Annotated in this window: 13 protein-coding genes; 2 read left to right on the top strand and 11 right to left on the bottom strand. The window is 36.1% G+C overall.

Annotated elements, in window-relative coordinates; all coding sequences use genetic code 11:
- Nucleotides 1–216: 216 nt before the first annotated feature.
- The 3 genes from katG to ACEYX7_RS08835 form a co-directional block, all read right to left on the bottom strand.
- A complete protein-coding gene (katG, locus tag ACEYX7_RS08825) occupies nucleotides 217–2,430 on the bottom strand; it encodes a catalase/peroxidase HPI (RefSeq protein WP_374805002.1) in 2,214 nt (737 codons plus the stop codon).
- A gap of 291 nt (nucleotides 2,431–2,721) precedes the next feature.
- On the bottom strand, nucleotides 2,722–3,225 hold the full coding sequence (locus tag ACEYX7_RS08830; protein ID WP_374805001.1) for an RNA pyrophosphohydrolase: 504 nt from the start codon (nucleotides 3,223–3,225) through the stop codon (nucleotides 2,722–2,724).
- 231 nt (nucleotides 3,226–3,456) lie between these two features.
- Complete coding sequence (locus tag ACEYX7_RS08835) at nucleotides 3,457–3,948, bottom strand: Holliday junction resolvase-like protein (RefSeq protein ID WP_374805000.1); 492 nt, start codon at nucleotides 3,946–3,948, stop codon at nucleotides 3,457–3,459.
- 118 nt (nucleotides 3,949–4,066) lie between these two features.
- Between ACEYX7_RS08835 and ACEYX7_RS08840 the strand changes: the two genes are divergently transcribed.
- Nucleotides 4,067–5,203, top strand: coding sequence for an AI-2E family transporter (locus tag ACEYX7_RS08840; protein ID WP_374805003.1), 1,137 nt, complete (start codon nucleotides 4,067–4,069; stop codon nucleotides 5,201–5,203).
- A gap of 81 nt (nucleotides 5,204–5,284) precedes the next feature.
- Here the strand turns inward: ACEYX7_RS08840 and ACEYX7_RS08845 are convergent, their stop codons facing one another.
- On the bottom strand, nucleotides 5,285–6,724 hold the full coding sequence (locus tag ACEYX7_RS08845) for a flavin-containing monooxygenase (RefSeq protein ID WP_374804999.1): 1,440 nt from the start codon (nucleotides 6,722–6,724) through the stop codon (nucleotides 5,285–5,287).
- Nucleotides 6,725–6,897: 173 nt separating this feature from the next.
- On the bottom strand, nucleotides 6,898–7,332 hold the full coding sequence (mscL, locus tag ACEYX7_RS08850; RefSeq protein WP_374804998.1) for a large conductance mechanosensitive channel protein MscL: 435 nt from the start codon (nucleotides 7,330–7,332) through the stop codon (nucleotides 6,898–6,900).
- A gap of 467 nt (nucleotides 7,333–7,799) precedes the next feature.
- Here mscL and ACEYX7_RS08855 point away from each other — a divergent pair, with 467 nt between their 5' ends.
- A complete protein-coding gene (locus ACEYX7_RS08855) occupies nucleotides 7,800–8,702 on the top strand; it encodes a transporter substrate-binding domain-containing protein (RefSeq protein ID WP_374806998.1) in 903 nt (300 codons plus the stop codon).
- 75 nt (nucleotides 8,703–8,777) lie between these two features.
- Here the strand turns inward: ACEYX7_RS08855 and ACEYX7_RS08860 are convergent, their stop codons facing one another.
- The 6 genes from ACEYX7_RS08860 to ftn form a co-directional block, all read right to left on the bottom strand.
- The gene (locus ACEYX7_RS08860) at nucleotides 8,778–9,593 is read right to left on the bottom strand and encodes a PP2C family protein-serine/threonine phosphatase (RefSeq protein ID WP_374900454.1); all 816 of its coding nucleotides are present in this window, start codon (nucleotides 9,591–9,593) and stop codon (nucleotides 8,778–8,780) included.
- A 7-nt stretch (nucleotides 9,594–9,600) separates the two neighbouring features.
- Complete coding sequence (locus ACEYX7_RS08865; RefSeq protein ID WP_374900455.1) at nucleotides 9,601–10,665, bottom strand: HNH endonuclease family protein; 1,065 nt, start codon at nucleotides 10,663–10,665, stop codon at nucleotides 9,601–9,603.
- Complete coding sequence (locus ACEYX7_RS08870) at nucleotides 10,614–11,513, bottom strand: DUF262 domain-containing protein (RefSeq protein ID WP_374804994.1); 900 nt, start codon at nucleotides 11,511–11,513, stop codon at nucleotides 10,614–10,616. Before ACEYX7_RS08870 ends, ACEYX7_RS08865 begins: the two co-directional genes overlap by 52 nt.
- Nucleotides 11,510–12,865, bottom strand: a complete 1,356-nt coding sequence (locus tag ACEYX7_RS08875) for a DUF262 domain-containing protein (RefSeq protein ID WP_374806999.1) — start codon at nucleotides 12,863–12,865, stop codon at nucleotides 11,510–11,512. Before ACEYX7_RS08875 ends, ACEYX7_RS08870 begins: the two co-directional genes overlap by 4 nt.
- A gap of 588 nt (nucleotides 12,866–13,453) precedes the next feature.
- The gene (locus tag ACEYX7_RS08880; protein WP_374804992.1) at nucleotides 13,454–13,981 is read right to left on the bottom strand and encodes a hypothetical protein; all 528 of its coding nucleotides are present in this window, start codon (nucleotides 13,979–13,981) and stop codon (nucleotides 13,454–13,456) included.
- A 74-nt stretch (nucleotides 13,982–14,055) separates the two neighbouring features.
- Entirely contained in the window at nucleotides 14,056–14,520 is a 465-nt protein-coding gene (ftn, locus tag ACEYX7_RS08885) for a heteropolymeric bacterioferritin subunit Ftn (protein WP_374804740.1), read from the bottom strand.
- Nucleotides 14,521–14,924: the final 404 nt, after the last annotated feature.

Genomic DNA, 14,924 nt, shown 5'->3' on the forward strand with positions numbered 1-14,924 from the left:
TTTGGGTCTGCTTTGCTAGACTTGCTAGTCAGTTAGGTAAAACGATGTATCAAATTAAGCAAGGGCTTCTTGATGACCATATTTGTGAGCAACTTCGTTGCCCTTCGGTTAGGTTTGCGTAAGTCCTATATATGTGGTTGAATTGTACAAAAAACGGTACGACTCGAAAGTCATACCGTTTTGAATAAAATCTACGCTTTACGCTGTGTTAGAAAATTACTTTTTCAAATCAAAGCGGTCTGCGTTCATTACTTTAACCCATGCTGCAACGAAATCTTTGACAAATTTCTCTTTTGCATCATCTTGTGCATACAATTCAGCATAAGCACGTAGGATTGAGTTTGAACCGAATACCAAATCTACACGTGTCGCAGTAAATTTAGTTTCACCAGATTTACGGTTTACAATGTTGTAGCTGTTACGACCAGTTGGTTTCCACTCATTGCTCATATCAGTCAAGTTAGTGAAGAAGTCTGTGCTTAACACGCCAACGTTATCCGTAAACACACCGTGTTTGCTACCACCGTGGTTTGCACCCAATACACGTAAACCACCCACCAATACAGTCATTTCTTTTGCAGTCAAGCCAAGTAACTGAGCACGGTCAAGTAATAGCTCTTCTGGTTGTGGTACATAGTGTGCTTCTTGGAAGTTACGGAAGCCATCATGTACAGGTTTCAAGTATTCGAATGATGCAACATCCGTTTGTTCTTGTGTCGCATCACCACGACCCGAAGCAAATGGAACTGTGACATTTACGCCAGCATCTTTGGCTGCTTTCTCAACCGCCGCAGTACCTGCCAAGACGATTAAGTCAGCAATAGAGACTTTCTTCGCAGATTCATTCGAGATTTTCTCCAATACTGCTAAGACTTTCTGTAAACGTTCTGGCTCGTTACCCATCCAGTCTTTTTGTGGCGCTAAGCGGATACGTGCACCATTTGCACCACCACGGAAGTCCGAACCACGATAAGTACGTGCTGAATCCCAAGCCGTTGCAACCAATTCAGAAACACTCAAACCAGAAGCCAAGATTTTATCTTTCAATTCTGCAACTTCAGCATCAGACAAGGTGTAATCTACTGCTGGAATTGGATCTTGCCAAATCAAATCTTCTGCTGGAACGTCCGCACCCAAGTAACGACTCTTTGGACCCATATCACGGTGTGTTAATTTGAACCATGCACGTGCAAAGGCATCGTCAAGAGCTGATTGATCTTCCATAAAACGTTGTGAAATCTTGCGATATTCAGGATCTTTGATCAATGCCATATCCGCATCAGTCATCATGATTTTGCGTTTTTTGCTTGGGTCGAATGAATCGACTGGCATATCTTCTTCGTCCATTTCAGACGGTTCCCACTGGTTTGCACCCGCTGGAGATTTGACATTGACAAACTTGTCTTCGTATTTGAACAATAATTTGAAGAATTCATTGTCCCAACGTGTTGGATTGGTTGTCCAAGCACCTTCGATACCTGAAGTGATTTTGCCTGGACCTTCTGGGTTTAACCAGCCAAAACCTTGATTTTCGATTTCGCCTGCTTCAGGCTCTGCAGATAATTTTGATGCATCACCATTACCATGTGCCTTACCGATAGTATGACCACCAGCTGTCAAGGCAACAGTTTCTTCATCATTCATGCCCATACGTTCGAAAGTGATACGCATGTCTACCGCTGTCTTGAGTGGATCTGGCTTACCATCTACACCTTCAGGGTTAACATAGATCAGACCCATCATTACCGCAGCCAATGGATTTTCTAAATCACGACCTTCGCTCCAACGGTTACCTTCTGAGCCTGTCGGTGCTAACCATTCTTTTTCAGAACCCCAGTAAGTGTCTTTTTCTGGATGCCAAATGTCTTCACGACCACCTGCAAAACCAAAAGTTTTTAAGCCAGCAGCTTCATAGCCAATCGTACCTGCAAGCACAATCAAGTCAGCCCATGACAAGCGATTGCCATATTTTTTCTTGATTGGGAACAATAAACGGCGTGCTTTATCCAAGTTACCGTTATCAGGCCATGAGTTTAACGGTGCAAAACGGATGTTACCTGTGTTCGCACCACCACGACCGTCCGTCGCACGGTAAGAACCTGCTGCATGCCAAGACAAACGTGCCATCAAGCCACCGTAGTAACCATAATCAGCAGGCCACCAATCTTGGCTGTCTTTTAAAAGATTACGTACATCTTGCTTTAATTCTTCCAAATCAATTTTGGCAAACTCTTCAGCATAATTGAAGTCTTCACCCAATGGGTTGGTCTTTTTATCATGTTGATGCAAGATATCTAAATTTAACGTTTTTGGCCACCATGCCATTGGCGTTTGCCCATCACGTGTATTTGAGCCATGTACAGGGCATTTGCTCACTGGTTGCTCATGATGTTTGGTGCTGTCATTTAACTCTTTTTCAACGGTATGCATATTCTCATTCCTTCAATATTTTGCTTTGGCAGTACGGATATTCTGAGCACGAGCTAAAGCAAATTGTGGGTGGTGAGCGACAATCATCTTGGTAATGCATCGCATAATGATTGTTCAACTCTGGTCATGCATGCAGTATAGATGGCAAATTTGGATTCGTAAAACAGATTAAATTATTAAAATCAATTAGAAAAAACAATGATATTATCAAAATAACAATATTTTCCGATTTTGTTATGGTTTATAAAAAAAGAAATAGCCTGCATTGCAAACTATCTCATTGATTTCAAACTATCTTTCACAAGCACTTACATGTTGCAAATGATGTCCTAAGGCTGGTAATAACTCAGCCATCGCACGTCGATATACTTCTCTTTTGAAGTTCACAACCTGTCCTAGCGGATACCAATAACTAACCCATTGCCAGTCGTCAAACTCGGCAGGTTCAACTTGGTTAAGCTGTATTTGGTTACTTGATCCAAGCAATCTTAATAAAAACCATTGCTGTTTTTGTCCGATACAGAGCGGACGGCTATCGTTACGAACGTAACGATAAGGCAAACGATAACGCAACCAGCCTTTGGTCTGTGCAATGATTTCAACCTGTTCGGGTAATAACCCTACTTCTTCGTACAATTCACGATACAGCGCCTGTTCAGACGTTTCACCATATTGAATTCCACCTTGCGGAAATTGCCACGCATCTTGACCGATACGCTTCGCCCAGAGAACTTGTCCCCAATCGTTTGCCAAAATGATCCCGACGTTTGGTCGGAAACCTTCAGAGTCTATCATTTGGCACCTAAAATTTTGTCGATATTATGGATTTGACCGTAAGCAATCAGTTTGCTCAGTGTTTCAGTAAACAGTCAAATCAGCGTCAATAAAAAATTGCTAAGATATTAACGGAAATTGAAGCGTTAAGGTGAAAATAATTACATTTTTTTACGCTTAATATGACATTTTTTTAACTTTTCTATGTGCAACTCGCAAAAACGGTAATTTTTTATATTTCTAACACTTAGCTCAAATATCCAATCGCAAACTCTCAAAACGCACTCGACCTTGTTGGATGGCTTTTTGAATTGCTACCTGACCTTTGCTGAGTCTAGCACCACCTGATTTGATATCTAAAAGTACAATTTCAATCTCATCCGCATCGATAATACCTTCCCTAAAATCGTGATAACCTGAAAAAATCACATAATCGACAGGGTCACCCAAAAACTTGGCATCACTGGGCAAATAATGAAATTCTGGAAAAAAAGGGGCAAATTGTTCTGCCATTTTACCTTTAAGTACCGCCCGGCTGGTATTGACGCTACGCTTTTGTGCTTCTTGAATCTGTTGCTGTTGCTGTAACGCCAATTCATGTATCTGTTGTTGATGCATTTGTTGTAACTGATAAATATCACGCTCATGTTCTGCTTGTACCTGTCTGATTTGGATAAATACAAACCAAAGACTAGTCAGGGCAACACCCAGTACAACACCAAGAGCCAAGAGTAAAATATTCATACGGATTATCCAAAAATTTGAAGAAAAATAATAACAAAAAGCTCAGCTATACCCAAGCGAGTTGTGCTATGCTTGAGCAAATTTTTGATGTAGTTCACAGATGATGCTAGGTACGCCGATGAAAAAGCATGCCCCAACTTTACAACGTTTTTTATTATTTGGACTGTTAATTGGTCTTATTGTTTTAAGTTTTGAAATCTTAAAATACTTTATTGTGCCTGTGGTTTGGGCTGCAATTATCGCTTATATGACATGGCCTGTTTATCGTCGTATTCACTTTTGGTGCGGTCAGCGTAAAAATCTAAGTGCCTTAATCATGACGGTAATGCTTTCATTGATCGTTGGCATACCATTGATTTTTGGTATATTTTTACTCAAAAATGAAGGGCGACAATTATTCTTAGAAATTCAGCACCAATTCTATTCTGGAGGTATCAAGCTACCTGATAGCATCAGAAGCTTACCCATCGTGGGGCAAGAATTACAACGACTTTTTAAAGACTTAAATGCCAATCCTACTGCATTAACAGACAGTATTACAGTTTGGGTACAATCACATTCTGGTTATAGCAAAGTAGTTTTGGGTGAAATTAGTCGTAATTTCACCAAAATGTTTTTTGCTTTTTTATCTTTGTTCTTTTTATATCGTGATGGTAATGTACTGTTAGAACAGATTCGCCGTGCATTTTATATGGTGATTGGCGAACGCATTAATCATTATTTCCAAACGATTTCTGATACAACGCGTGCCGTTGTCTATGGTGTAGGCTTAACAGCTGTAGCACAGTCTTTGTTGGCTGGGGCAAGCTATGCTGTAGCTGGTGTGCCAAATCCAATGCTTTTGACATTACTTACCTTTGTTTTGGCATTGATTCCCTTTGGTACGCCCGTAGCTTATACAGGTGTGGCATTGTGGCTACTCTCCAAAGGTTTGACCATGCATGCGATTGGTATTATGGTGTGGGGCGTGGCGATTGTCAGCAGTGCTGATAACGTTATTCGTCCATTGGTGATTTCTGGGGCAACCAAAATTCCATTCCTATTTATTATGTTTGGCGTATTGGGTGGAATTGCTAGTTTCGGTTTGATTGGATTGTTTATCGGTCCTGTAATTTTGACTGTATTATTGGCAATTTGGCGTGAATGGGTACATGAAAATTTACCACAAGCTACGCCTGAGCATGTTCACAAACTGCATGATATTCAAGATCAACTCAAACATGCTGAGTCATCACCGCCACCTGAAAAAAGTTAGAATCCATAGCATATTCCGCAAAAAAGGGCATTTCGTATATGCCCTTTTTTACACCTACGCGATTTGAACTATCTATCAGAACTATTCAAACTTTAAAATTCCGTCATCAAATTTCGCTCGTTTTAGATATAATTTCTCTGCATAATAACTGGCAAAACCACGCCATGGACGTGCTTTGCCTTGTCTTGGTAAAAGTTTTTCTGCACGTTTTACATAACCTGCATTTAAAGCACTGCCCAAGGTAGAAATCGGATAACTTTTGGCATTGGTGCCGTCGGCATACAGCACTTGGGCTTTTCTATCTTGCATTTCATTTAATAATCGGCAAATATAATCGGCAATAATATCAATACGTAAAGTCCAAGATGCATTCGGATAACCTGCCAGCATCACAAAATTCGGCACGTTATTCATTAACAATCCGTTATACATCAAACGCTGTGACAAATCGATATCTTGCCCATCAATACTCAACTCCGCCCCACCAAATAAAGCAATGTTTAATCCTGTCGCACTAATGATAATATCTGCATCTAAATGCTCACCGTTATTTAGTATAATGCCTGTTTGATCAAACTTTTCAATCTGCTCCGTATAAATTTTGGCTTGTCCATCGCGTAACACTTTAAACAAGTCACCATCGGGTGCAACACATAATCTTTGTTGCCAAGGCAAATAGTTTGGTGAGAAATGTTTAATATCGACTTTACCTTGTAATTGTTTTTTGGTGGCAAAATGCAGTACTTTTTGCAGTAATTTTGGTTTTTTCTTGGCAAATAAATACAAGGCTTGTTGAGTCAAAATATTACGCTGTCGTGCCAATTGATATACCCATGGCTGTGGCAAGATTTTTTGTAATTTTAAGTAAAGTTGATCTTGCTCTGGTAAAGCCACTACATAAGTGGGCGAGCGTTGTAACATGGTGACTTTTGCCCCTTGTTTTACCAAAGCTGGAACCAAAGTAATCGCCGTTGCCCCACTGCCAATCACCACGACTTGTTTATTTTTTACATCCAAATCGTGTTGCCAATGCTGAGGATGAATAATTTGCCCTTGGAATTTTTCTTGCTCTGCAAAATCAGGCATAAAGCCTTGCTCATACTGATAATAGCCTGTTGCACCTATCACAAAGTTGGCAGTCATTTCAATCACTTGAGCATGATGCACAATGGTGATTTGCCATATTTTTTTTTGCGTATCCCAATTTAAAGACTTAACTTGATGCTGAAATTTGATTTTAGGTAAAATTTGATATTGCTCAGCAGTCTCTTGTAAATAATCCAAAATTGCTTGTCCGCTTGCAAATAATTTTTTGTCTTGCCAAGGCTTAAAGCCGTAAGAAAAAGTTAACATATCCGAATCAGAACGAATGTTCGGATAGCGAAATAAATCCCATGTACCACCTAATCGCTCACGATGCTCTAGAATCAGGAAATGACGTTTAGGACAATGTTTTTGTAAATAAACTGCCATGCCGATACCTGAAATACCTGCACCAATAATTAAAGTATCAATATGCATATTATGCTCAAAAATTGAAATGATTAAAGACAATTATAAAGCAGGCTATCTTGGTAAAGATCTTGTTTTTTGTCAATAGCCGTTTTGCACGTGACATAATATCCCGTTCGATAAAAAAATGGCAAATCCGTGGATTTGCCATTTTATCAATCTATACGGATGTCTGTATATTATTATGGACGATTTTTCAATTGATCGCGAATTTCACGCAATAATTCGATATCTTCTGGTGTTGCAGCTGGTGCTTCTGGTTCAGCTTCTTTTTTACGACGCATGCTGTTCATACCCTTAACCATCATGAACACGACCATTGCCAATAACAAGAAGTTGATTGCGATTGTAATGAAGTTACCATAAGCAAGTACGTTTAAGCCTGCTTCTTGTGCTGCTTTTAATGATTGGATATTGTTTGGATTGTTGCCCAATACAATAAACATATCTTTGAAATCAACTTCGCCACCTAAGATAAACGAAATGATCGGCATCATGATGTCTTTAACCATAGAATCGATGATCTTACCAAATGCACCACCGATGATTACACCAATTGCCAAATCCATAACATTGCCTTTGAGGGCAAATTCCTTAAATTCACTAATAATACTCATGCTTTACTCCAAGAACGGCTAGACTCAGACGATAGTGTGTTGTCTGCATCTACTAAACCTATTAACAATATTTGATTAATTTACTCTGTTTTTAAAAAAAACCAAGTTTTTTTACATAAAATTAAAATTTATACATAATATGAACATAATTTTTGTGTGCATATTTGCTATGTTTACTGTTTAAATGTGAATAAGATATTTTTAAATTAGAGACTTAAGATTCCATAAATATCATTTATAACATATAATTATTCTCATTTACAGCCAATAATACAAATATTAGACCAAAGTATAATAACTTTTAAGTAACAAATATTTATACAACGTAGATTGTACTGATATAATGTTTTGAATGTAAAAGTGGCATATTTTGTGATTTAAAGACAATAATTGCTGTAATCTATAAAATACCTTGCGTTTTTTATGTGTATTTTAATTTTGAAAATGGATTAATACCGAGGTTTAAAATGTTTATTTCTACAAAATGGGGACACAGTCTGTCTCTTTGTAGCCTAATGCTGTTAGCAGCATGCTCTGGTAAAGCACCTACAACAAGCAGTGCATCTGAAGCAAAGTCAGCGAGCCAAGCTGCTGCAAGTCAGGTACAGACCAATGATCCTAACTTACCTGTATACACTTTGGGTGTCGATGCGGACTATGCACCATACAGCTTACGTGGCGAAAAAGGTGTGCCGTCAGGGTTTGACGTTGAAGTATTACAGGCTGTTGCGAAAGATCAAGGTTTTACCCTAAAGACTGACCTCATTAACTGGAATGTAACCAGAGAAGCAATCAAGAAACAAAGCTACGATATCTTGGGCGGTGGTCTGCACCATACTGACGTAGATGGTGAAGAAGGCATGAATGAATATAGCCTGTCACAGCCATATATCTTTTCAGCAGATACGATTGTCAGTAAAGAAGGTGCTGGGCCTTACAATTCATTGGCGTCACTTAAAGATGTCAAAGTGTCTTTATTATCAGACACGGCTTATGTAGATGATATCACCAAAATTAAAGGTACTACAGCTACAGCGGATAATCTCATCACACGAAATACTGCTTTCTTAAACCTACAAGATTTGGCAACAGGCCGTGCTGAAGCGACTGTTGGTGATTCTGGTGTAATGAGCTATTATCTCCATAATATCAAGACGCAATATAATCTGTCATTTAAAATACATGGTAAAATTGCCGAATATCATGATAATTATCCGCTGATTTTTGTCTTGAAGAACAGCCAGACTGATTTGGCTAAAAAGATCAATACTGGTTTATTGAACGTGGTTAAGAGTGGTGAATACCAAACTATTTATCAAAAATGGTTCCACCAAGCACCAATCAAATTACCAAATGGTACAGATAAATAATATTTCCCATTATTTGATGTAACGATAAAAATGCGAGTTAAAACTCGCATTTTTTTACGCTGACATATTTTAGTTTTAATGATTAAAACGGATAACTACTGCTGTGGCATTATCATATGCTTTACCTTCAGATTGATAAATTTGTAGGCGTAATTGCTTGAGCCATGCTTGCAAATCAGTATATTTATTAATGGCTTGCCATTGCCCACAAGGTACTAAGTCATACACACCATCGCTACAGACCAGTAAACAATCATCGCTTTGTACGGATAAAATTTGACTATCGTACTTTGGCATCGGATTGCTATCCAAATCAGCATCAATGGTCAGATAATCGGTCAAAGTGTGATAGACACTGGCATGTTCTTGCTGTGTGTCTTGTATTTCATTGCCTTGTTGAGCTTGCTCCGTCAGCCATTCATTTAAAAAATTATGGTCTTTGGTTAGGCATTGCCATTGTCCTTGCCGATACAAATACACCCGACTATCACCAATATGCTTAATCACAATTTGATTGTCATTGATTTTTCGATAAAGTAAAGCTAATGTAGTCATTGCCCCATAATAGCGTCTTGGTGCAGTAGCGACCATCTGATAAATCGTCTGCATCGCCATGATTGGGCTTTGACTTGGTTGATCTAAATAGTCTTGCCATAATTTCTTTACACTTTGCACGGCTATTTTAGATGCAAAACCTGATAAAGGCGATTGTGACACGCCATCTGCCACCGCCACACAAAAAGCATTATCACAGCATTTTACTGCGGTGATGCCTAGTGCTTTTTGATAACAATTTTCCACAAAGAAAAATGCATCTTGCTGTAATTTATTATGGGTATTGCCTTGAAAAGTAATGCCACATAATTGAGCGGTTAAGATTGAGTTTGACATGGCTGTTCTATGGGTTGAATGGACTATTAGATGTGGTATTCAAAATGTCTTTCATCTTATCGCCATGCTCGATAATCTTTTCTTTCGCCCAACTATCTGCCAATGACATCATTTCATCTAGCTTTAGACTAAAATATGCGGTATTGGCAAAATTCGCTTTCTTTGCTTTTGGCATATTATTACTAAATTTTGAATTGATACTGGATGATACTAAACATAAATTACCAAAGTGATCCAATGTCGCTTTATCAATATCTTGTTCAATATTCTCTTTATCTGGATTTTGTGGATAAAAATGCTCAACTGAACTACGGAAAGTAAAGCGGAACTTATCATATTTAGCTACTTTATTTTTCCATAATAGATAATCTAAGCGATTAAAAATAAAATTCGGAACATTCGTTCCTGTATCCAAAAATGCTGTATTTAATGCTTTATTTAACTCAAGATGATCTTCGTAGAGAATATTAAAAAAAGTTTCAGGCTCTCTTGAACTACAATAATAATTAAAATAATAACGATCACTTAATTTTTCAAGAAAATCAATATATGCCGTTGCATCAAAATGATTTCCTTTTTTGAACAGCCAACGCATCACTGCATATAACCAGTTTTTATAAATCTGTGCAGGGTGTGAAACATGGAACATTGACAATAGCATAACCACGTTATTCTGATAATATTCATCATCAAAGCTATTATTATACTGGTAGCTAGTAGACTTAGAGGGTTTTATGGTTAATAAAGACCAATGATCATCTCTCTCTTTAGATTGATCTGTTTTAATAACATATCGGTCAAATAAATAGCGACATTGAAGTAAAATAATACCAAACTCTTTAATATCATTAGCACCAGATTTTAACAACTTTTCAAAACTATCCATTAAAAATTTGGTATCCAATGAAATATTACGAATATCATCTTTGCTTTCATATTTTTTCTCAAGATAAATTCTTAAAACGTGCATTAAAAAGTTAGAAAAATCAATCACAGAATGAAAGCGTTCCGATTTCTCTTTTACTTTATCTTTATTTTCCAGAGAAAAGCCATTAGCATTAATGATGTCCAATATTTTTTTTTATCGTCATTACTAGGTTGTTCTTGAAATAATTTTGCGATATTGTCAAAATTGTCACATGGCATTTTATCCCAATTTTCACCAAATAATACTTCATTTGCACGTATATTTGCATCAAAGCCCATCACCACATATCGGCTCATATCGGAACAAGCTTCCCAAATTTTTGCAAAGGCTATCTGCTCTGATGCCAAGCTTTGACTTTCATTCTTTTCGGCGTGATTAGTACTCAATTTTGACATCAATCTCGATTTCAAAATTTCATGTTTTTCCAATTGTTCACCACGCGTATTCATGATTTCAAAATAATGGTTTAAATCTGTTTGTGGAGGAACTTCAGTGCGAATTATTTGCACCTGATTTAATAAAAATTCTGCAAAGTCTTGCTCCTTATCGCCCCAATGCTTTTCAATAGATTTTAAAGCCATTTTAAAATGCTGATCAAAGTCATTGATTTTTGAAAAATCTTGCAAAGTAAATACTTGATTTAATACCTGATTAGACGACTCTCGATATTCAAAGCCAATATTTTTGCACTTTGGTAAATCTAAATAAGAAAACTTATGTCTTAAAAATCCCATTAATAAAGTAAACGTAGTCAAACGTTGCTGACCATCAATCACTTCAAAATATTGCTGATTTTTAGAAACCACCAAGCTACCAATATAATAGTTTTTTTCTTTATTCCGCATAAAAGCTTGATAAATATCTGTCAATAGCAATTCAATTTCTGTATCACCCCAAGCATAATTTCGCTGATAAATAGGGATAAGATACTGATCTTTACTCATCAACGCTTTAACACCTAACGTCACTGGTTGCTGTATATTAACTGTCATTTTGATTCCCCTTCATTTAACCCAAAAATTGACTTCATCGTCTCATCAACATTATCAAACTTTTCCTCAAATGATTGTCGTTGAAATTGCAATACCATTTCTGGCGTATTCGCTCGTTCAATAAAATTTAATAAACTATTTGCTTGAATTGCTTCATTTTGCATAGTGGTATAACCAATCCTTTGATGATGAAAACGTAGCCGATAAACCCACCAAAATGCTTTATTCACAAAGTGTTCAATATGCACATCACCAAATTTATCAAAATAACTAATGACTACATTTTCAAATAATCGACGTAAATAACGATCTCCTGCACGTGTACACCCTGTGTAGCTATCTAAAAATGCAATGAGATTTTCCCTCAAATCCACACCATTGATTTTTTTAATTAAAGTCAAGCGACCTGATTCTCTATTAAACAATTTCTCGTATAGTTCACAATAATACTGAATATAATGAAAAAAATATTCTCCATTTAATATCGGCTGATTGATTTGAAAACAGGGCTTGGTAAATTTATCTTGAAATAAAAATGCATTGCCTTGCGTAAACTGCTGTAAAGCCATTGCCGATTGAATAGCATTTAAATAAGGGTAATCTCTATTTTCGGATACCCCTTTAAAAGTATCTAAACGCCCACTATCAAAATATTCTGCATCTTGAGCATATTGCCAACGACGTAAACGAAATAATACCTTATTGATAATCATATCTAAATTAACGCTATAATCTGATGCTAAGGCAGTTTTCTCCCAGTTTTTCACACACATTTTAACCACAGATTCGGGCTTGTCTTTCATCTCACGCAAATGATAAGCTTTTAGCAGGTCATAAGATTCGAGCGGTTTACCCCGTGCATTTTGTGAATCAAAAAATTGAAAAGCTTCATCCAACTGATTTAACTCCACATATACCATTTGGCAAGTATTTAAAATATAATCTTTAAATTGTTTTATCTCATCAGATGAAATAAAACTCTCCTCAACATAATGCTTTAAATAGTCATAATTTTGTTTAATATTATAATAGCTAATACTATGATTAAATTTAGATTTTAAAATGCATAATTCTTCTTTATCTAAACCTAAAACATATAATAATAAAGACAGCGTTACGATACGCTGTTGTCCATCCACAATATCATAATTATCATTTTTATGAATCACTACTGTACCAATACGATAAATTTTTTCTTCTTTAAAATGTAGCAATAAATCATTTACCAATTGTTGCACATGACGAATTTGCCATTTATATGGACGTTGATATTCAGGTATAGATAATTTTCTATCCTTATTTGCAAGAATATCTTTGATATTTAAAATTTTTGCTAACTCATCATTGCTCATCAAAGTTCACTTATATGACAATTCATTTATCTTACATAAATATACGATGAATAGTATATTCAACTTAAATCTTATTTCCCTCAAGCATTTAATCAATATTGCATTATCTGCTCTGGTACTTTTTGTGATTCATAAGCCGATTTAATGACAAAATATTGAAATTTCATGGCTAATTCTTCCTGCCCCAATAAACCCAAACTACAAATAACTTAACTTATACGCAATTGATTATGATTATGGCGAGTAAGCCAAAGTTTATGCTTTTCAATCGCATTTGGTCTTAAACAAAACTCACCATCAATCTCATCAATACCCCAAAAGTTTAATAATATATTGAATGCCTTTTTAATTCAATATTTTCCGTCTTTTAAAAAAAGTGGAAGTTTCTAATAAATTTTGGCGTAACGAAGAAAGTAGGTGCTAATATTCTTTGAAAGCCTTAAGCTATAAGGCTTTCAAGGACTTCAAACGTTTTAAATAAAAAATTGCTCATTTAGCAGTTCAAATTAGGTTAAGAAAAATGGCAAGTAATCAGGTAAACATCGCTATAAATGTAAGCATCCAAGATGATTAAATAACTCATCGTCATTAAAAACAACCGTTAATGTCATGCACCCAAACCCCATCATACCCCACAAAGTAAGTATGATTATCAGCTACTTCAATATTATAAACATAATCTTCATAAGGATTGACCACTGCATCATAATATGTTGAAACTTGCTCATGCAAAGAGATATCATTTAATCCAACATTACTACCATAAATTGAGACATTGTCTACAGCTTTTCTAAATAGTTCTTCATTAACAATACAGTTATCCCTAACAACTACACCATTAATAATCATAGGGGTATGCATTAAAGATAGCAATTTTTCAACTGTATGCGTTTCACTATCGGTATCCTGTTGCATTCTTACATTCAATTTTTTATATAATTCAGAATCAATTAAGAATGGTGAATGCTGATTCAGATGCAAGATTGAATCGTTAGTTTGAACATTCAAACTCGCAATTTCTTTTTGATAACCTTCTGCAGAATCTGCCAAGCTTATGAATTGATAACCATCTGTATCAAAACGTACAAATTCAACGTTGCCTATATCATTACCCATTAAAAGAAAAAACAGCCAATTATTAAATAATTGGCTGTTCTACAATTCTAATATCTTAGCGAAATAAAATCAAATTACATCTGCGATTGAATATAATTTTGTAAGCCGATCTTTTCAATCAAACCCAATTGTTTTTCTAACCAATAAGTATGGTCTTCTTCGGTATCAGACATCTGCTGACGTAAAAGATCACGGCTAACGTAATCCCCTTTCTCCTCGCACAATTTGACGCCTTTTGCCAAAGCTTCACGTACTTCATATTCGAGTTTTAAATCAGCTTTTAAGCAAGACACAACGTCTGACCCGATTTCTAAACCATCACGATTCATATTTGGTGTGCCACCTAAAAACAACACACGGCGAATAATCGCATCAGCATGCTCTTGTTCTTCTTGCATTTCATGGTTAATACGTTCGTAAATCTTGTTTAGTCCCCAGTCTTCATACATACGAGAATGAATTAAATATTGGTCACGAGCTGCCAATTCACCGCTAATCAAAGCGTTTAAATAGTCAATAACTTCTGGGTTGCCTTTCATAGTGCTTTTTCCAAATTTATAGATGGATAGATTATGCATAATTTTAGACCTATATGCAAGCAATATCAATAAAATAAACAACATAAGTTATTGATTTAATTTAAAAATTAAGAATAATGATAGTTAACTAACTAATGATTTTTATTATCATTATCATTTAGCTTTTAATGTAATTACTTAAACCTCAACTGTAACAACAGCGTACGAAATATCTGTTTATTGAAGCTTACAATGTTTATTTTCATAAGCAAACTGATGTAAGTACAAATGAGTAAAAAAATGCTTAAAATTTTAAGCCAATAAAAAACCACCCCTACATTTTAGTAGGGGTGGTTAGGAATAAAGAGCTGGCGATGACTTACTCTCGCATGGTTGAGCCCACACTACCATCAGCGCGACGTGTT

It is taken from the genome of Hubeiibacter jixunmingi (assembly GCF_041928215.1).
In the GTDB taxonomy this organism is placed as follows: domain Bacteria; phylum Pseudomonadota; class Gammaproteobacteria; order Pseudomonadales; family Moraxellaceae; genus Acinetobacter.

What these genes read in the sequence shown, in the direction of transcription:
- ACEYX7_RS08855 (WP_374806998.1), top strand. Translation starts at nt 7,800, where the DNA reads ATGTTTATTTCTACAAAATGGGGACACAGTCTGTCTCTTTGTAGCCTA.
- ftn (WP_374804740.1), bottom strand. Translation starts at nt 14,520, where the DNA reads ATGAAAGGCAACCCAGAAGTTATTGACTATTTAAACGCTTTGATTAGC.
- ACEYX7_RS08845 (WP_374804999.1), bottom strand. Translation starts at nt 6,724, where the DNA reads ATGCATATTGATACTTTAATTATTGGTGCAGGTATTTCAGGTATCGGC.
- ACEYX7_RS08835 (WP_374805000.1), bottom strand. Translation starts at nt 3,948, where the DNA reads ATGAATATTTTACTCTTGGCTCTTGGTGTTGTACTGGGTGTTGCCCTG.
- mscL (WP_374804998.1), bottom strand. Translation starts at nt 7,332, where the DNA reads ATGAGTATTATTAGTGAATTTAAGGAATTTGCCCTCAAAGGCAATGTT.
- ACEYX7_RS08860 (WP_374900454.1), bottom strand. Translation starts at nt 9,593, where the DNA reads ATGTCAAACTCAATCTTAACCGCTCAATTATGTGGCATTACTTTTCAA.
- ACEYX7_RS08880 (WP_374804992.1), bottom strand. Translation starts at nt 13,981, where the DNA reads ATGGGTAATGATATAGGCAACGTTGAATTTGTACGTTTTGATACAGAT.
- ACEYX7_RS08870 (WP_374804994.1), bottom strand. Translation starts at nt 11,513, where the DNA reads ATGACAGTTAATATACAGCAACCAGTGACGTTAGGTGTTAAAGCGTTG.
- ACEYX7_RS08840 (WP_374805003.1), top strand. Translation starts at nt 4,067, where the DNA reads ATGAAAAAGCATGCCCCAACTTTACAACGTTTTTTATTATTTGGACTG.
- katG (WP_374805002.1), bottom strand. Translation starts at nt 2,430, where the DNA reads ATGCATACCGTTGAAAAAGAGTTAAATGACAGCACCAAACATCATGAG.
- ACEYX7_RS08830 (WP_374805001.1), bottom strand. Translation starts at nt 3,225, where the DNA reads ATGATAGACTCTGAAGGTTTCCGACCAAACGTCGGGATCATTTTGGCA.
- ACEYX7_RS08875 (WP_374806999.1), bottom strand. Translation starts at nt 12,865, where the DNA reads ATGAGCAATGATGAGTTAGCAAAAATTTTAAATATCAAAGATATTCTT.